This window comes from Microterricola gilva, assembly GCF_004217495.1.
GTDB classification, from domain to species: domain Bacteria; phylum Actinomycetota; class Actinomycetes; order Actinomycetales; family Microbacteriaceae; genus Microterricola; species Microterricola gilva.
Window position 1 is genome coordinate 2,227,253 of sequence record NZ_SHLC01000001.1, and the last position, 17,080, is coordinate 2,244,332.

General features: G+C 69.7%; 14 protein-coding genes. 2 read left to right on the plus strand and 12 right to left on the minus strand.

Annotated elements, in window-relative coordinates:
* Positions 1–3: 3 nt before the first annotated feature.
* The 7 genes from EV379_RS10390 to pdhA all read right to left on the minus strand — a co-directional run bounded on the left by EV379_RS10390 (position 4) and on the right by pdhA (position 9,159).
* A complete protein-coding gene (locus EV379_RS10390; protein ID WP_130506070.1) occupies positions 4–867 on the minus strand; it encodes an HpcH/HpaI aldolase/citrate lyase family protein in 864 nt (287 codons plus the stop codon).
* Positions 864–1,412, minus strand: a complete 549-nt coding sequence (locus EV379_RS10395) for a MaoC family dehydratase (RefSeq protein WP_130506071.1) — start codon at positions 1,410–1,412, stop codon at positions 864–866. The genes EV379_RS10390 and EV379_RS10395 overlap by 4 nt, the downstream gene beginning before the upstream one ends.
* A gap of 3 nt (positions 1,413–1,415) precedes the next feature.
* Positions 1,416–3,674, minus strand: a complete 2,259-nt coding sequence (locus EV379_RS10400) for an acetyl/propionyl/methylcrotonyl-CoA carboxylase subunit alpha (protein ID WP_130506072.1) — start codon at positions 3,672–3,674, stop codon at positions 1,416–1,418.
* An 8-nt stretch (positions 3,675–3,682) separates the two neighbouring features.
* Positions 3,683–5,356 carry a carboxyl transferase domain-containing protein gene (locus EV379_RS10405; protein ID WP_130506073.1) on the minus strand — a complete coding sequence of 558 codons (1,674 nt, stop codon included), beginning with the start codon at positions 5,354–5,356 and terminating at the stop codon, positions 3,683–3,685.
* 73 nt (positions 5,357–5,429) lie between these two features.
* Positions 5,430–6,896 (minus strand): dihydrolipoamide acetyltransferase family protein, encoded by a 1,467-nt coding sequence (locus tag EV379_RS10410; protein WP_130506074.1) that lies wholly within the window; start codon positions 6,894–6,896, stop codon positions 5,430–5,432.
* Positions 6,893–7,918 (minus strand): alpha-ketoacid dehydrogenase subunit beta, encoded by a 1,026-nt coding sequence (locus EV379_RS10415; protein WP_130506075.1) that lies wholly within the window; start codon positions 7,916–7,918, stop codon positions 6,893–6,895. The genes EV379_RS10410 and EV379_RS10415 overlap by 4 nt, the downstream gene beginning before the upstream one ends.
* Positions 7,915–9,159 (minus strand): pyruvate dehydrogenase (acetyl-transferring) E1 component subunit alpha, encoded by a 1,245-nt coding sequence (pdhA, locus tag EV379_RS10420; protein WP_130507412.1) that lies wholly within the window; start codon positions 9,157–9,159, stop codon positions 7,915–7,917. Before pdhA ends, EV379_RS10415 begins: the two co-directional genes overlap by 4 nt.
* Before the next feature lie 227 nt (positions 9,160–9,386).
* Here pdhA and EV379_RS10425 point away from each other — a divergent pair, with 227 nt between their 5' ends.
* Complete coding sequence (locus tag EV379_RS10425; RefSeq protein WP_130506076.1) at positions 9,387–9,866, plus strand: Lrp/AsnC family transcriptional regulator; 480 nt, start codon at positions 9,387–9,389, stop codon at positions 9,864–9,866.
* Positions 9,867–9,894: 28 nt separating this feature from the next.
* Here EV379_RS10425 and EV379_RS10430 read toward each other — a convergent pair whose 3' ends face one another.
* The 3 genes from EV379_RS10430 to EV379_RS10440 form a co-directional block, all read right to left on the minus strand.
* Positions 9,895–10,776: an SGNH/GDSL hydrolase family protein gene (locus EV379_RS10430; protein ID WP_130506077.1), complete on the minus strand. Its 882-nt coding sequence runs from the start codon at positions 10,774–10,776 to the stop codon at positions 9,895–9,897.
* A 141-nt stretch (positions 10,777–10,917) separates the two neighbouring features.
* The gene (locus EV379_RS10435; protein WP_130506078.1) at positions 10,918–13,218 is read right to left on the minus strand and encodes a polyribonucleotide nucleotidyltransferase; all 2,301 of its coding nucleotides are present in this window, start codon (positions 13,216–13,218) and stop codon (positions 10,918–10,920) included.
* Positions 13,219–13,549: 331 nt separating this feature from the next.
* Positions 13,550–14,881: an FAD-binding oxidoreductase gene (locus EV379_RS10440; RefSeq protein ID WP_130506079.1), complete on the minus strand. Its 1,332-nt coding sequence runs from the start codon at positions 14,879–14,881 to the stop codon at positions 13,550–13,552.
* A 141-nt stretch (positions 14,882–15,022) separates the two neighbouring features.
* Here EV379_RS10440 and EV379_RS10445 point away from each other — a divergent pair, with 141 nt between their 5' ends.
* The gene (locus EV379_RS10445; protein ID WP_130506080.1) at positions 15,023–15,214 is read left to right on the plus strand and encodes a DUF5302 domain-containing protein; all 192 of its coding nucleotides are present in this window, start codon (positions 15,023–15,025) and stop codon (positions 15,212–15,214) included.
* 73 nt (positions 15,215–15,287) lie between these two features.
* Here the strand turns inward: EV379_RS10445 and EV379_RS10450 are convergent, their stop codons facing one another.
* Together EV379_RS10450 and EV379_RS10455 are read right to left on the minus strand one after the other, a co-directional pair.
* Positions 15,288–15,914, minus strand: coding sequence for an FMN reductase (locus tag EV379_RS10450; RefSeq protein ID WP_055842167.1), 627 nt, complete (start codon positions 15,912–15,914; stop codon positions 15,288–15,290).
* A gap of 2 nt (positions 15,915–15,916) precedes the next feature.
* Positions 15,917–17,080, minus strand: coding sequence for an LLM class flavin-dependent oxidoreductase (locus EV379_RS10455; protein WP_130506081.1), 1,164 nt, complete (start codon positions 17,078–17,080; stop codon positions 15,917–15,919).

The window sequence follows — 17,080 nt, forward strand, 5'->3', positions numbered from 1 at the left end:
GAGTCAGGCGCGGGCGAGCAGCGCCCTCGCGTGGCGGAGCACCGGCTCGTCGATCATGCGGCCGTCGTGGCGGAACACGCCCGGTTGCCCGACCGCGGCGGCCAGGAGCTCCCGGGCGGCCTGCAACGCACGCTCGTCCGGGCGGTACGCGGCACGGATGATGGCGACCTGGGCCGGGTGAATGCAGGCCGTCGCCGCGAAGCCGCACGCCGCGGCATCCGTCGCCTCCGCGCTCAGCCCTGCCTCGTCATCGATGTCGAGGTGCACGGCGTCGATGGCGGTCGTGCCATGGGCTCCGGCGGCCAGCAGCACCGCGGAGCGGGCGTGCGATGCGACGGCCCGGTAGCGGCCGTCGTCGAAGCGGCTGGAGCTGCCGCCGAGTGAGGCCAGCAGGTCTTCCGCTCCCCACATCACCGCGACGACGGTGGGTTCGGCGGCGATCTGCGGCGCGGCCAGCACGCCGGCCGCCGTCTCGCACAGTGCGACGACGCCCGCGGTGATTCCGGATGCCGCGGCGAGCGACTCGATGGAGCGAACCGCGGCGACCGACTCGGACTTGGCGAGCATCAGGGTGCGGTAGCCGGCGCCGAACGCCGCTTCGACGTCGGCGACGTGGTCGCTCGAGCCGAACGGGTTCACCCGCACGATGGTGTGGCGCGGATCGAGTCGCTGCGCGAGGAGTGCCTGCCGCGCGGCCGGGCGGGCCGCGGGGTCGACGGCGTCTTCGAGGTCGAGGATGACGGCATCCGCCCGCTCGGCCGCCTTGCCGAAGCGGTCGGGGCGATCGGCGGGGCAGAACAGCAGGGCGGGGCCGACCGTGGCGAAGTCGACGCCGGTCTCGACGGCGCTGCCATCGACGGCGTTCATGCGCCGGCCGCCGCTGCTGCGCCGCCCGTGCCATCCTCCGGGGCGGAGCCGATGCACCAGACGAGCGTTGTGCGGCTCGCCGTCGCCACGATCTCGCCGTGCTGGTTGCGCCCGGTGTGCTCGAGCGTGACGATGCCCTGACCGGGGCGCGAGGCCGAGAGGCGTTTGGCGCTGACGACGGTCTCGGAGTAGAGCGTGTCGCCGTGGAACAGCGGCAGCGGGAAGGCGATCGCGCCGAAACCGAGGTTGGCGACGAGCGTGCCCTGGGTGAGTTGCGCGACCGAGGCCCCGACCAGGGTCGACAGTGTGAGCATCGAGTTGACCAGCCGCTGGCCGAACGGCTGCCCGGCGGCGAAGGCGGCGTCGAGGTGCAGCGACTGCGGGTTCATCGTCATGGTGGTGAACAGCACGTTGTCGGCCTCGGTGATGGTGCGGCCCGGGCGGTGCATGTACCGCGCGCTGAGGTCGAACTCCTCGAAGAAGAGGCCGCGCTGCACGATCGGTGTGAGCGGCGCCTCGTCCGCCTTCCCGTTGTCGTCTGTCATTCCTTACTTCCCCTCACGCGCGTCGTCGGCCGTTCCCGCATCGGGCGCCGCGGCATCCGCATCGATCGATGCGACGAGCTGTTCGCGTCGCAGCGCCTCGCCGAGCCGCACGTGCAGCCGCAGGATGCCGGCGACGCTCGCCGTCAGCAGGTGTTCCATCTTCATCGCCTCGACCGTGCCGATGGCATCGCCGATCGCGACCCGGTCGCCGGATGCCGCGTGCAGCGCAACCACGGTTCCCGGCATCGGTGTGCGCAGCTCCGGGCTCGCGGCCACTCCGCCGGCGAGCAGCGCCCGGTCGGCGCGGATGCGGGCGAGCTCCAGCTGGAGCGCCGCCTCCCGGCTCTGCAGGGCGAATCGGGCGCCCTGGCCGGCGGCGGTGAGCCAGAGCTCATCGCCGTCGATGGCCCAGCTCCAGCGGCGCTGCACCCCGTCCACCGCGATGCCGACCCGGATCCCGCTCGGACCGAGCGGCCAACGCCGCCCGTCTGCGCCATCGCAAGACAGGCTCACGCCGTGCTCGGAGACCTCGCCTGCGCCGTCTGCGCCCGGTGTCGTCACCGTCACGGTGAAACCGTCGCCGTCACGGCGCACGGTGAGATCGGCGGCGGCCGGAGCTGAGTCGGCCGCCGGCCCGTCGTCGCCTCCCGGCAGCACGCGCGTGCCGATCGGGCGGGCCGCGGCGGCGCCACCCGAACGCCAACCGGCGCCGTCACGCCAGAGCGCGGAGGCAGCGCCGGGCGCCGGGCTCTGCGGGCAGAGCACGATGGCCGCGACGGCCAGCATCTCCGCTGGACCGATCGCATCCGGGTCATTGCTCGCTCGGCCGGCCCCGTGCTCGGAACCGGCGGCGAGGTGGCGCTCGATGAGTCCGGTGTCGAGGTGCCCCGCACGCACGGCCGGGTCGCCCAGCAGTCCACGCAGGAAGTCGAGGTTGGTGCCGAGGCCGAGGATGACCGTGTCGGCGAGTGCGGCATCGAGGCGGGCGAGCGCGCTGGCTCGGTCCGGTCCCCACGCGATCACCTTGCCCAGCATCGGGTCGTAGTGGGTGCCGACCTCGCCGCCAGCCTGCATCGCGCTGTCGACGCGCAGCCACGGCGCGGTCGCTTCGGCGAGCGCCGCGATCCGTCCGCTGGTCGGCAGGAAGTCGTGGCCGGGGTCCTCGGCGTAGATGCGCGCCTCGACGGAGTGCCCGGTCAGTGCGATCTCGTCCTGGCGCCACGGCAGCGATTCCCCTGCGGCCGTGCGCAGCTGCCACTCGACGATGTCGATGCCCGTCACCTGCTCCGTCACCGGGTGTTCGACCTGGAGGCGTGTGTTCATCTCCATGAAGAAGAACTCCTCTGGCGCGGCATCCGAGACGAGGAACTCCACGGTTCCCGCCCCCTCGTAGCCGACACTGCGGGCGACGGCGCACGCCGCCTCGCCGATGCGTGCCCGTGTGCCGGCATCCAGCAGCGGCGATGGGGCCTCCTCGATGACCTTCTGGTGCCGGCGCTGCAGCGAGCACTCGCGCTCCCCCAGGTGCACTGTGTTGCCCGCGCGGTCGGCCAGCAACTGCACCTCGATGTGCCGCGGCCGCTCGATCAGCTTCTCCAGGAAGAGCGTGTCGTCACCGAAGGCCGCACGTGCGACGCGCCTGGCCGTGGCGAGCGCCGCCGGAAGCTCCTCCGCGCTCTGCACCACCTGCATGCCCTTGCCCCCGCCGCCGGCGGAGGGCTTGACGAGCACCGGGTAGCCGATGGCGGTGGCGGATGCCGTCAGGGCGGCGTCGCCGCTGTCCCCACCCGCTCCGTCGCCGCTCGATTCACTGCCCGGCGTCACGGGCACACCGTACGCGGCGACGTGACGCTTGGAGCGGATCTTGTCGCCCATCACGCTGAGCGCCGACTCGCTCGGGCCGACGAAGACGATCCCGGCCTCCGCGCAGGCCGCAGCAAGCAGCGGGCTCTCCGAGAGGAAGCCGTAACCGGGGTGCACGGCATCCGCACCGCTGGCGACGGCGGCGGCCATGACGGCGGCGACGTCGAGGTAGCTCTCACTCGCGGCGGCCGGACCGATGCGCACGGCGATGTCTGCGAGGCCCACGTGCTTGGCCTCGCGGTCGGCGTCGCTGTACACGGCGATGGAGACGATACCGAGGCGGCGCAGCGTCTGGATGATGCGGCAGGCGATCTCGCCGCGGTTCGCGACGAGCACCCGGCCGAATGGCGCTGTCGCCGCCATCGGGCTTCGCAGCTCTGTGGTCTCTGGGGCTGGCATGGCGCGCATCACATCCGGAAGAGGCCGAAGGCCGGCTCGGGCAGCGGGGTCCTGCTGCAGACGTCGAGGGCGAGGCCGAGCACCCTGCGGGTGTCGGCCGGGTCGATCACGCCGTCATCCCAGAGCCGTGCCGTCGAATAGTACGGGCTGCCTTGGTGCTCGTAGCGTTCCCGGATCGGTGCACGGAAGGCCTCCTCGTCCGGCGCGGCCCACTCCTCGCCGCGCGCCTCGAACTGGTCGCGCTTGACCGTCGCGAGCACGGAGGACGCCTGCTCTCCGCCCATCACCGAGATGCGGGCACCCGGCCACATCCAGAGGAAGCGGGGAGAGTACGCACGACCACACATCGAATAGTTACCTGCGCCGAACGACCCGCCAATGACGACGGTCAACTTCGGCACGCGCGTCGTCGCGACGGCCGTCACCATCTTGGCCCCGTGCTTGGCGATGCCGCCGGCCTCCGCCTCGCGGCCGACCATGAAGCCGGAGATGTTCTGCAGGAACAGCAGCGGGATGCCGCGCTGGTCGCAGAGTTCGATGAAGTGCGCGCCCTTCTCGGCCGCCTCGCTGAAGAGAACGCCGTTGTTGGCGATGATGCCGACCGGGTGGCCGTGGATGCGGGCGAACCCGGTGACGAGCGTCGTGCCGTACTCCCGCTTGAACTCGTGCATGGCACTGTCGTCGACGAGGCGGGCGATCACCTCGCGCACGTCGTAGTCGGCCTGCACGTCCAGCGGCACGATCCCGTAGAGCTCGCTCTGCTCCGCGCGCGGCTCGCTGCTCTCCGCGACGGCCCAGGCCGGCTCGGCCGGCGGCGGCAGCGTCGCGACGATGTCGCGCACGATCTCGAGGGCGTGTGCGTCGTTCTCGGCCAGGTGGTCCGTGACACCGGAGACCTGGGAGTGCAGCTCCCCGCCGCCGAGTTCCTCCGCCGTGACGATCTCGCCGATGGCCGCCTTGACCAGCGGTGGTCCGCCGAGGAAGATCGTGCCCTGCCCGCGGACGATCACCGTCTCGTCGCTCATCGCCGGCACGTACGCGCCGCCGGCCGTGCAGGAGCCGAGGACGGCCGCGATCTGCGGAATGCGGGCGGCCGACATCCGTGCCTGGTTGTAGAAGATTCGCCCGAAGTGCTCGCGGTCGGGGAACACCTCGTCCTGCATGGGCAGGTAGGCGCCGCCGGAGTCGACGAGCGCGATGCACGGGATCCGGTTCTCGAGTGCGATCTCCTGGGCCCTCAGGTGCTTCTTCACCGTGAGCGGGAAGTAGGTGCCTCCCTTGACGGTGGCGTCGTTGCAGATGACCATGACGTGCCGACCGTGCACCAGGCCGATGCCGGCGATGACACCGGCGGCCGGCGCCTCCGATCCGTAGAGTCCGTGCGCGGCGAGGGGCGCGATCTCGAGGAACGGGCTGCCGGGATCGAGCAGGCGGTCGACGCGATCGCGGGGCAACAGCTTGCCACGCCCCGTGTGCCGGAGGCGCGACGACTCTGGACCGCCCATGGCCGCCGTCGCCAGCAGCTCATTGAGTTCGGCGACGAGGCCGCGCTGAGCGGAGTCGTTGGCGAGGAACGGTGCGGAGTCCGGGTCGATCGCGCTCCGCAGTGTTGTCGTTCCAGGGGTCGTTGTACCGGGGGTGGTTGTGCCCGCTCGGGCCCCACCGGTGTCCAGAGCGCTCATCGAGGCCTCCCCGCTGCTTCGCGGCCGGACGTCACCCCGGCGGAACGTGATCCCACCCTAGTCAGCCGACGGCTCACAGCATGCTCAGAACACGGCCGGGATTGTTCAGGATCATTCCGACATCACGCAGGAAGCGGGCCCCCTGCTCGCCGTCGACGACCCGGTGGTCGAAGCTGAGGCTGAGCGTCAGCACGTCACGGAGGGCGATCTCGCCCTGCCACTCGCGCGGCTCCCGGCGCAGCGCGCCGATGGCGAGGATCCCGGCCTCCCCAGGATTCAGGATCGGCGTTCCGGCGTCCACACCGAAGACACCGATGTTGCTGATGCTGAACGTGCCGCCGCGGAGGGCCTGCGGAGTCGTGGTGCCAGCCCTGGCCGCCTCGCTCAGCCCGGCGATCGCGTCGGCGAGTTCGGCGAGACCCATCGCCTGGGCGTCGGAGATCACCGGGACGATCAGGCCGCGCGGGGTCGCAGCGGCGATGCCGAGGTGCACGGAGCGGTACTGCACGATCTGCTGTGCTGCCTCATCCCAGTGCGAGTTCAGCTCGGGCGTGCGCCGGGCGGCCAGGCACACGGCCTGCGCGACGAGCGCGAGGATGCCGATCTTGGGGCCGCCCGCGCTGCGCTCCGCCCGCAGCTCGGCGAGGAGCTCGACGCTCCGCCCGACGTCGACGGTGAGAAAGCAGCTCACGTGCGGTGCGGTGAATGCGCTCTGCACCATCGCCGCCGCCGTGTGCTTGCGCACACCGTGAATGGGGATGCGGGTCTCGCCGTGCTCGTCGGGGCCTGGAGCGCTCGCGCGCGCCGTCGCCTGCGTCGCGGCGACGGGTGCAGCGGTGGGTGCAGCGGTTGCCGGGGATGCCTGCGTCGCGGATGTCGCGACGCCCCCACCGAAGCGCTCGGCGAATGCGGCCTCCACGTCGTCGCGCGTCACGGTTCCGCCGGTGCCGCTGCCCTGGAGCTGTTCGAGGTCGATGCCGAGATCGTGGGCCAGCTTGCGCACTGGCGGTGTCGAGCGCGCCCGCTCCGCCATGCCGCCCGTCGTCGTGCCAACGGGCCCGGTCTGGCCGGTCGCCCCCGGCACGATCCCGCCTGCGGCGTCCTCACCGGCATTCTGGGCGAGCACGATCGGGATCGCCTGCGTCTCCAGACGGCGGCGGGCCCGTCGCGCCGGGCCATCGCCGGACTCCGGCGGGGCCCCGTAGCCGACGAGGTTCGGTGCCTGCGGTTCCGCGGGGGCCTGCGCGATCGGTGCCGTCGGCGCATCGCCGTTGGCAGTCACGTTGCCTGCGGCATCCGGCACCTCGAAGTCGATCAGCGGCTCGCCGACGTTCACGGTGACGCCCGGCTCCGCGTAGATGCGCGTGATGATGCCGGCGTAGGGGGCGGGCAGTTCGACGATGGCCTTGGCGGTCTCCACCTCGGCGATGATCTGGTTGAGCGTGACCGTGTCGCCGACGGCCACGCGCCAGTTGACGACCTCCGATTCGGTCAGACCCTCTCCGAGGTCGGGCAGCAGGAATGCGCGGATCTCGGTCATCGCGTCACCTCAGAACCGAGCACGGCGGTCTCGGAGCCGAAGCGGCCGAGCGCGCGGTCGACGCCGTCCATGATCCGGTCGAGGTCAGGCAGATAGTGTCGTTCGAGCTTCGCCGGCGGGTAGGGAACCCCGAAGCCGGTCACCCGCACGGGGGCGTGCTCCAGGTACTCGAAGCAGCGCTCGGTGATGCTCGCTGCGACCTCCGCGCCGAGCCCGCCCGCGCCGGAGGCCTCGTGGGTGATCACGAGCCTGCCCGTCTTCTGCACGGATGCCGCGAGCGTCTCGAGGTCGAGCGGGGCGAGCGAACGCAGATCGACGACCTCGATCGACACGCCCTCGGCCAGTGCGGCCGTTGCGGCGTCCCTGGCCGTGGCCACGAGCGGCCCGTAGGCGACGAGCGTGACGTCGGTGCCCGGCACGACGACGTGGGCGCCACCCATCGGCGCGGCATCCGCGAGCGGGCGGTCGATGTCGACCTCGCCCTTCACGTGGTACCGCCGTTTGGGTTCGAAGAAGAGCACGGGGTCGGAGCAGGCGATGGCCTGCTGGATCATCGTGAACGCGTCCTGCGGCGTCGACGGGCTGATGACGCGGAGGCCCGGAGTGTGCGCGAAGTAGGCCTCAGGCGATTCGGAGTGGTGTTCGGCCGAGCCGATGCCGCCGCCGAACGGCACGCGGATCGTGATCGGCAGCGTCACCGCGCCCTCCGTGCGGGCGTGCATCCGCGAGACCTGGCTCACGATCTGGTCGAAGGCGGGGTAGATGAAGCCGTCGAACTGGATCTCGACGACCGGGCGGTACCCCCGGAACGCGAGGCCGACGGCGGTGCCGAGGATGCCGGCCTCCGCCAGCGGGGTGTCGACGACGCGGCGCGGGCCGAACTCCGCCTGCAGCTTGTCGGTGATCCGGTAGACGCCACCGAGCGCACCGATGTCCTCGCCCATCAGCATGACCTTCTCATCGCCGGCGAGTGCTGCACGCAGTCCGGCGTTGATCGCGCCACCGAGTGTCATCACGGTCATCGTGCACCTCCATTGTCCGCGCTCGTGGATTCTGCGTCGTCTGCTGCCTGGACAGCTCCCTCTGGCGGTTCGAACTGCTCCAGGTAGACCCGGTACTGCTCGCGTTCCCGCTCCAGCGCGGTGTGCGGCTCGGCGTAGACGTGGTCGAAGACGCTGAGCGGGGCTGGATCCTTCAGCGCGATCGTGACGGCACGCAGCTCGGCGGCTGCGGTGTCTGCGGCATCCGCCACCTGCTGCTCGAACTCCGGGGTGAACGCGCCCATGCCGCGCAACAGCGCCTCGACGCGGCGGATCGGGTCGCGGCCGGCCCACAGCTCCAGCTCGGCCGGGTCACGGTAGCGGGTGGGGTCGTCGGCCGTCGTGTGCGGCCCCATCCGGTAGGTCACGGCCTCGATGAAGGTCGGGCCGCCGCCGTTCCTGGCGCGATCGAGGGCACTGCGCATCGCGGCGAACACCGCGAGCACGTCGTTGCCGTCGACGCGCATGCTCGGGATCCCGAAGCCGGGCGCCCTGTCGGAGATGGCGCGGTGCGCCTGCAGACCGACGGGCTCAGAAATCGCCCAGTGGTTGTTCTGGCAGAAGAAGATCACCGGGGCCTGGAAGCTCGCGGCGAACACCATCGCCTCGTTCACATCGCCCTCGCTCGTGGCCCCGTCGCCGAAGTAGGCGACGGCCACGGCATCGGCGCCGTCGTTCTGAATGCCGAGCGCGTAGCCCGTCGCGTGCAGCGACTGCGCACCGATGATCACCTGCATCGGGGCCATGTTCACGGTGAACGGGTCCCATCCGGATGCCGAGATCCCCCGCCACGCGCGGGTGAGCCCCTCCGGGCGTGCACCGCGCACCCAGGCGACGGCCATCTCGCGGTAGCTGGAGAAGACGAAGTCGTCCGCCCGCAGTGCCCGTGCTGAGCCGATCTGTGCCGCCTCCTGGCCGAGCAGCGGCGGCCACAGGCCGAGCTGACCCTGGCGCTGCAGTGCGATGCCCTCTGCATCGAGTCGGCGCACGACCACCATGTCGCGATACAGCCCGCCGATGGCCTCTGCGTCGAGTTCGCTCGCCCACGGCTCGAGCTCCGCGTTCGGGACGCGCTCGCCCGCGGCGTTGAGAAGTCGGGCGGCCGTCTCATCATCGGCGATCGCCGGGGCCGTGTCGGCGCGGGTGGCCGCGTCCTGTTCTGGCGAGCTCGCGGCCGGGGAACCCGGTTCGGTCGAGCCCGACTCTGGGTTCTGGTCCGCCATCGTCTGGCCTGGCATCGGGGTCGGTATCTGCGTCTTGATCATCACGCGAACTCCGTTCGGTCACGGCGACAGTCGATCGCGCTTGTGGCGCCCTCGACCCGGCATCCGGCCACGCTGCCGGTGCTACTGCGAGGCTACGCCGCCTGCACATCAAGCACAATCACCGCGGAATCCCTTGAGCATGTTGCTCTATACAGCGGCATCAGCCGGTGCTACTTTTGCGCACTATGCACACTCTTGACGCAAGCGATGTCGAGCTCCTCCTGGCGCTCTCGGCCGAACCGCGATCGACGACCGTCGCGCTGGCCGAGCAGCTCGGGCTCAGCCGCAACACCGTGCAGGCCCGGATGACGAAACTCGAGTCGGCCGGACTCTTCGATTCCTTCGAACGCCGGCTGAACACCGCGGCTCTCGGCTACCCGCTGACGGCCTTCATCGAGGTGCACGTGAAGCAGAAACGGGTCTCGGCGATCGTGCGGGAACTGGCCGCCGTCCCCGAGGTCGTGCAGGCGCACGGCCTGAGCGGCCGCAGTGACCTGCTCGTCCGCGTCGTCTGCCTCGACGCGGAGGACCTGTTCCGCATCGACGCGCTGATCCTGGCCTGCCGCGGGGTCAAGCGCACCCAGACGTCACTCTCGATGGGTGAGCTGATCCCGTTCCGCTTGGAACCGCTGCTGCGGCGCCGCCTCGGGAAGGCGGCGCCGTAGCGCCGCCAAGCCCTGGACGGTCGCGGCCTCAGCGGCGGAGCACCCCGTCGTTGGCGAGTGCCCGGGTGTAACCCAGCGCGTTCCCCAGTGCGTTCGGGTGGAAGTTCGCCACCGCGAGCAGATTGGCCTGGTCGAAGGCGATGTACGGCAGCCGGGCGCCGATGCCGTGGCCGGCGAACTCCTGTGTCACATCGACGTGGATGATGCGCGTGTTGCCCGTCGCCGCGACTGCACCCTGGATCACGGCGTTCAGCGCGTCCGTCGCCGTGTTGACGAGGTCGCCAAGGGGTGCGACGCCCGGGTTGAACAGCCTCGGGTAGTTCAGCACGACGACGCGCGCTTCCGGAAGGGTCGCGGCGATCGTCGCGTACAGCCCGGCGAGCTGGGGGCCGAGCGCCTGCAGCTTCGCGGTGCTGGCGGCGATCGCGTCGGCGCAGAGCTGCGACGCCGGATCCGGAGCACAGGCGGCGAGCACGTCATTCGAGCCGGCGTCGATCGCGCCGACCGTGAGGGTGACGAACGTCGTGGACGCGCTCACGCCGACGAGCTGAGCGCCGACAGCGGCGACCGTCGCCCCGGAGCAGGCCTTGTTCTCGATCAGCCGGAGTCGACTGAACGCGGCTGCGATGCTCGGGTAGCTCGCATACTTGCTCTGCATGCACGCCCCGGCCTTGTACGGCGGTGCGCCCTGACCGGCGGTGAACGAATCGCCGAGCGCCACATAGTTCGCTGAGGCCGGAGGCGACCATCCCGAACTCGGAACGGCCGTCGCGACCGTGCCCTGAAGCAGTGCGCCCTGCAGCGCGCTGGCTGGAGCCGCGGCAACACCCGCGACCAATCCGATGGTGATCAGAGAGAGGGCGCCGAGGCGCGACAGGAACCGCACACGGAACTGAGGATTAGTCAACATGGGCGCACAGTACTCCGCGCGCCGAAGGCACGGCAAGCGGTTTGCCCCTCAATTGGGGGACACTCGGTCGCGGCTGGAATGACGGATGCCCGCCTCCTCGAGGGAGACGGGCATCCGCGGTGTTGCGTGAAGCAGGGCTGACTACTCGGCAGCGCCTTCGGCCGGAGCCTCGGCGTGCGCGGCCTCGTGGCCACGGCCTTCGCTGTCTGCGGCCTCCTCGACCACAACCGGGGCGAGCGAGAGCTTGCCGCGGTCATCGATCTTGGTGATCTCGACGAGGATCTTCTGGCCGACGCCGAGCACGTCTTCGACGTTCTCGACACGCTTGCCACCGGCGAGCTTGCGCACCTCGGAGATGTGCAGCAGGCCGTCCTTGCCCGGGAGCAGCGAGACGAACGCACCGAAGGTGGCGATCTTCACGACGGTTCCGAGGAACTGCTCGCCGACCTCAGGGTTGGTCGGGTTCGCGATGGCGTTGACCTGCGCGCGCGCAGCCTCAGCCGACGGGCCGTCGACGGCGCCGATGTAGACGGTGCCGTCCTCCTCGATGGAGATGTCTGCACCGGTCTCGTCCTGGATGGCGTTGATCGTCTTGCCCTTCGGGCCGATCAGCTCGCCAATCTTGTCGACGGGGATCTGGACCGAGATCACGCGAGGCGCGGTCGGTGCCATCTCGTCGGGAACGTCGATGGCCGAGGTCATCACCGAGAGGATCGTGTTGCGGGCATCCTTCGCCTGCGTCAGAGCGGCAGCGAGCACCGAGGCGGGGATGCCGTCGAGCTTGGTGTCGAGCTGGATCGCGGTGACGAACTCGCTGGTACCGGCGACCTTGAAGTCCATGTCGCCGAGGGCGTCTTCGGCACCGAGGATGTCGGTGAGAGCCGCGTAGCGGGTCTGACCGTCGATGGTGTCGGAGATGAGGCCCATGGCGATACCGGCGACGGGGGCCTTGAGGGGCACACCGGCGTTCAGCAGCGACAGGGTCGAGGCGCAGACGGAGCCCATCGAGGTCGAGCCGTTGGAGCTGAGAGCCTCAGACACCTGGCGGATCGCGTAGGGGAACTCCTCGCGGGTCGGCAGAACCGGAACGAGGGCGCGCTCGGCGAGTGCGCCGTGCCCGATCTCGCGACGCTTCGGCGTTCCAACGCGGCCGGTCTCACCGGTCGAGTAGGGCGGGAAGTTGTAGTTGTGCATGTAGCGCTTCTTGGTGACCGGGCTCAGCGAGTCGATCGACTGCTCGAGCTTCAGCATGTTCAGCGTGGTGACACCCAGGATCTGGGTCTCTCCGCGCTGGAAGATCGCCGAACCGTGCACGCGCGGGATGACAGCAACCTCGGCGTCCAGCGGACGGATGTCTGCCAGGCCGCGGCCGTCGATGCGAACACCCTCGTTGAGCACACGGGTGCGCACTACGTGCTTGGTGACCGACTTGTAGGCGGCGCCGAGCTGGTTCAGGGCGGATGCGTCGAGCTCTCCGGCCTCAACCTTGGCGGCGATGGCCTCCTTGACGCGGCCCTTGAGCTCGTCGTCGGCGTTCTGACGCTCGACCTTGTCGGCGATCAGGTAGATGCCCTTGAGCTCCTCGAGGGCGAGGGCCGACACGGCCTCGTAGACCACGTCGGTGTAGGGCGGGAACAGCTTGAAGTCGGCGGTCGGCTTGGAGGCACGGGCCGCGACGGAGGCCTGAGCCTCGACGAGCTGCTTGATGAACGGCTTCGATGCCTCGATACCCTCGGCGATGACCTGCTCGTTCGGCTTGACGGCGCCGCCCTGGATGAGGTCCCAGGCGTTGTCGGTGGCCTCGGCCTCGATCATCATGATCGCGACGTCTTCCTTGCCATCGGCGTCGGTGACGACACGGCCGGCGACGACCATGCTGAACACGGCGTCCTCCAGCTGCGAGTGCTTCGGGAAGGCGATCCACTGGCCTGCGCCGGCCTCGGTCGGAACGAGGGCGACGCGGACGCCACCGATCGGGCCGGAGAACGGCAGACCGGCGATCTGGGTCGACATCGAGGCCGCGTTGATCGCGAGCACGTCGTACAGCTCGTCCGGCGCGATGGCCAGAACGGTGACGACAACCTGGATCTCGTTGCGGAGACCGTCGACGAACGACGGGCGCAGCGGCCGGTCGATCAGACGGCAGGTGAGGATCGCCTCGGTGGAGGGGCGGCCCTCGCGACGGAAGAAGGAGCCCGGGATGCGGCCCGCGGCGTACATACGCTCTTCGACGTCGATGGTGAGCGGGAAGAAGTCGAAGTTGTCCTTCGGCTGCTTGCTGACGGAGGTCGCCGAGAGAAGCATGGTCTCTTCGTCGATGTATGCGGCTGCAGAACCCTGAGCCTGCTGAGCGAGACGGCCGGTCTCGAAGCGGATGGTGCGCGTTCCGAACTTTCCGTTGTCAATAACGGTTTCGGCGAACGTGATTTCTGGACCTTCCAAGAGGTCTATCTCCTTTGTTTAGCCTCGCTCGCCCGTGTGGCGCGCGAGTAGAACATCGGAGCAGGGGAACAGACAGATTTCAGCGCGTCAGAATGTATCGATTGCGATTGACGTGCTTGCACTGGCCACCAGTAGAAATACGCCGTGCACGAGGCGCTGTTGAGATGCGCAGTGCTGTGCTCGGAATACCACCACAGGGGACCAGCATCCTGCCAGCCTGCTCCGTTGGTGCTCTATTCAGTTGAGAATGCCCTGCACCCTGGGGCACACGACATCCTCGCTCACTCTAGCAGAGCGGCCTCCGTCGGCCCCGGACGCCGCGGCGCAGGATTCACGGTGCAGGCAGGATGTTCTGATTGCCCTGGAAGACGTTGCCGGGATCGAACTCCGCCTTGATCCGTGCCAGGCGGGTGTAGTTCTCCTCGCCGAAGGCCGCGCGGATGCGCTCCTGCCCCTCGTTGCCGATGAAGTTCAGGTAGACGCCGCCATTCGTGTGCGGAGCGATGTTCCGCCGGAATTCACGCGCCCAGGCGATGTTCTCCTCCGTGCCCTCCGGACCCTCCCACATCGCGAATGGATGCGAGACCCAGCGGGCACCGCGGTTGGCGAGCGGCGTCGCCCCGTCCGCGCCGCGCGCGATGGCACCGCCCCATGGCACGAGCAGTTGCTGCGAATTCTCGGATCGGCGACTGTGCCCGGAGGCGAGGAAGGCGTCGACGGCGGCATCGGGGAACGCGTCGTGATAGTCGGCCGTCCAGTAGTTGTAGAGCCCTGGCGGGTCGTCGATCATGCACTGGAAGTCGGCGTAGCCCATCGCGTCGACGAGGTCGACCGCCGGCTGCAGCTCACGCAGCGGCCGGACCGCCTCGATGCCCTCCTCGACAGGGCCGGCGTAGACGAGCCCGACCGAGACGACCGGCTGACCCTGGAGGTGTTCCGGCACGAACTCCTCCGGCGGGGCGGTGAGGCAGATCAGCGCGGACCCCAGGGCGTCCGGCGCGTCGACGGCGAAGTCCCGGTAGGCCAGGGTCACGGCCCGCCCCTCGCTCTCCGGCCAGAGCATCAGGCCGGCCAACACGAGCGGCCCGAGCTCGTGCAACGCGAAGGTGAGCGAGGTCACGACACCGAAGTTGCCGCCGCCGCCGTGCAGCGCCCAGAACAGATCCGGGTTCTCCTCTGCGCTGGCGTGCACACGCTCACCGCCGGCGGTCACGAGGTCGACGGCCAGCAGGTTGTCACAGGCCAGGCCGTACGACCGTTCGAGCCAGCCGGAACCGCCGCCGAGGGTGAGCCCGCTCACGCCCGTCGTCGACACCCGCCCGCCCGTCGTGGCGAGCCCGTGCTGCTGCGTTGCGCGGTCGAACTCGCCCCAGGTGAGGCCGGCGCCGACCGTCACCGTGCGCGCCTCCCTGTCGACCAGGGCACCCTTCATCGGGCGCACATCGATGACGAGCCCGTCGTCGATCGTCGACATACCGGCGACCGAGTGCCCGCCGGACCTGACAGCGACGGCATGTCCGTGCGCCGAGGCCCAGGCGAGAGCCTCTGCGACGTCGGTGGCGTCGGAACAGGCGGCGATGACCGCAGGGCGGCTGTCGATCATTGCGTTGAACAGGGCGCGAGAGTCGTCATAGTCCTCGGCGCCCGGGGTGATCCATTTCATGGTTGGCCTCCATGCATGAGCGATCCCCCACCGTGCGATGCTACGCCGACACGCTCCAGCACAACAGGGATCCGATCGCGCTCTCTGGCACGCGCGCAGCGGTTCGGCCGTACTCCGCCGCACGCGTGGCAGACTGTGCACATGAGTTCCGAAGAACAGAACGCCACCAGCGCGGCAGAAGAGACCAAGCGCAAGTTCCGAGAGGCGTTGGAGCGCAAGCAGAAGGCGGCCAGCCAGGGCAAGGGTGAATCCCACCTTGACGGCAAGGGTGCGGCAGGCCGCAGCCAGGGCTCGGCCTCCCACCAGCGCGAGTTCCGTCGCAAGAGCGGCTGATCCAGCCTCACAACACACGAATGCCCCGCCCTCGATCTCGAGGGCGGGGCATCGTTGTTCCTGGACTGTGGTCCTAGCTGGGCTGGAAGCCGCCCACCCCGCTCATCACCGAGTCGAACCCGAACGGGTCGCGGATCTGCGAGGAGCGATCGGAGTCGTGCATCAGCGCGGCCAGCTCGCCGGCCGCCCGCTCGATACGGTTCGGCAACGTCTTCACCGAGTCGGCGCTCTCGCCCCAGTCCCCCGTCGCGGCGAACACGCCTGTTGTCGCGACGTTCGCGTGCAGGTAGGTGAACATCGGCCGCAGCGCGTAGTCGAGGGCGAGCGAGTGCCGCGGCGTCCCGGCCGTCGCCCCGATGACGACGGGCATGTCGGTGAGCGACTGGTTGTCGATCACGTCGAAGAACGACTTGAACAGCCCGCTGTAGCTGGTCGTGAAGATCGGCGTCACGGCAATCAGTCCGTCGGCGCCGGTGACGGCGTCGATCACGGCCTCGAGCTTGGGGCTCGGGAAGCCGGTGAGCATGTTGTTCATGATGTCGCTGGCGACATCACGCAGCTCAACGGTGGTCACCTCGACCTCGAAGCCCTGCTCGCGCAGGCGCGAGCTGGTTGCCGCCGCGAGGTGGTCGGCGAGCATCCGCGTCGAGGACGGCTGGCTGAGCCCGGCCGAGATGACGGCCAGTTTGCGAACGGTCATGACTACGCTCCCGTCGAGGTCGAGGTGGTTGCACCGAGGCCGAATGCGGCGCCGGACGCGGCCGGCACGGCATCCGGGGCCGCACTGGCCGCAGCGTTCTTGGCTGCCAACAGCGAGGCGTGGGTCGGAGCGTCAGGCACTCCCGGTGCACGGCGGGCGTCGAACTCGCGGCGCAGCGTCGGCAGCACCTCGCTGCCGAGCAGGTCGAGCTGCTCGAGCACGGTCTTCAGCGGCAGGCCGGCGTGGTCCATCAGGAACAGCTGGCGCTGGTAGTCGCCGACGTAGTCGCGGAAGCCCAGCGTCTTGTCGATGATCTCCTGCGGGCTGCCGACGGTCAGCGGCGTCTGGCTGGTGAACTCCTCGAGGCTCGGGCCGTGGCCGTACACGGGCGCGTTGTCGAAGTAGGGGCGGAACGCCGCCTTGGCCTCCTGCGAGGTCTTGCCGATGAAGATCTGACCGCCGAGTCCGACGATCGCCTGGTCGGCGCTGCCGTGGCCGTGGTGCTCGAAGCGCTGGCGGTAGAACGCGACCATCTTCTGGGTGTGGGATGCCGGCCAGAAGATGTGGTTGGCGAAGAAACCGTCACCGTAGAAGGCGGCCTGCTCGGCGATCTCGGGGCTCCGGATCGAGCCGTGCCAGACGAACGGGGGCACGTCATCCAGCGGGCGCGGCGTGGACTGGAAGCCCTGCAGCGGGGTGCGGAACTGGCCGCTCCAGTCAACGAAGTCCTCGCGCCAGAGTCGGCGGAGCAGCGCGTAGTTCTCGAGCGCGAGCTCGATGCCCTGGCGGATGTCCTTGCCGAACCACGGGTAGACCGGGCCGGTGTTGCCGCGGCCGAGGGTCAGGTCGACGCGGCCGTCTGCCAGATGCTGCAGCATCGCGAAGTCCTCGGCGATCTTCACCGGGTCGTTCGTGGTGATGAGCGTGGTCGCGGTGGAGAGGTGCAGGGTGCTGGTCTGGGCCGCGATCGACGCAAGCGTGGTCGTCGGCGAGGAGGACCAGAAGGGCGGGTTGTGGTGCTCGCCGAGCGCGAAGACGTCGAGGCCGACCTCTTCCGCGTGCTTGGCGATGGCGACCGTCGCCTTGATGCGCTCGTTCTCACTCGGGGTCTTGCCCGTTGTGGGGTCCTGCGTGATGTCACTGACGGTGAAGAGTCCGAACTGCAT

Coding starts and splice junctions, on each gene's coding strand:
- EV379_RS10450 (WP_055842167.1), bottom strand. CDS start 15,914: ATGACCGTTCGCAAACTGGCCGTCATCTCGGCCGGGCTCAGCCAGCCG.
- EV379_RS10410 (WP_130506074.1), bottom strand. CDS start 6,896: ATGACCGAGATCCGCGCATTCCTGCTGCCCGACCTCGGAGAGGGTCTG.
- EV379_RS10395 (WP_130506071.1), bottom strand. CDS start 1,412: ATGACAGACGACAACGGGAAGGCGGACGAGGCGCCGCTCACACCGATC.
- EV379_RS10430 (WP_130506077.1), bottom strand. CDS start 10,776: ATGTTGACTAATCCTCAGTTCCGTGTGCGGTTCCTGTCGCGCCTCGGC.
- EV379_RS10400 (WP_130506072.1), bottom strand. CDS start 3,674: ATGCCAGCCCCAGAGACCACAGAGCTGCGAAGCCCGATGGCGGCGACA.
- EV379_RS10415 (WP_130506075.1), bottom strand. CDS start 7,918: ATGACCGTGATGACACTCGGTGGCGCGATCAACGCCGGACTGCGTGCA.
- EV379_RS10455 (WP_130506081.1), bottom strand. CDS start 17,080: ATGCAGTTCGGACTCTTCACCGTCAGTGACATCACGCAGGACCCCACA.
- EV379_RS10440 (WP_130506079.1), bottom strand. CDS start 14,881: ATGAAATGGATCACCCCGGGCGCCGAGGACTATGACGACTCTCGCGCC.
- EV379_RS10405 (WP_130506073.1), bottom strand. CDS start 5,356: ATGAGCGCTCTGGACACCGGTGGGGCCCGAGCGGGCACAACCACCCCC.
- pdhA (WP_130507412.1), bottom strand. CDS start 9,159: ATGGCGGACCAGAACCCAGAGTCGGGCTCGACCGAACCGGGTTCCCCG.
- EV379_RS10445 (WP_130506080.1), top strand. CDS start 15,023: ATGAGTTCCGAAGAACAGAACGCCACCAGCGCGGCAGAAGAGACCAAG.
- EV379_RS10390 (WP_130506070.1), bottom strand. CDS start 867: ATGAACGCCGTCGATGGCAGCGCCGTCGAGACCGGCGTCGACTTCGCC.
- EV379_RS10425 (WP_130506076.1), top strand. CDS start 9,387: ATGCACACTCTTGACGCAAGCGATGTCGAGCTCCTCCTGGCGCTCTCG.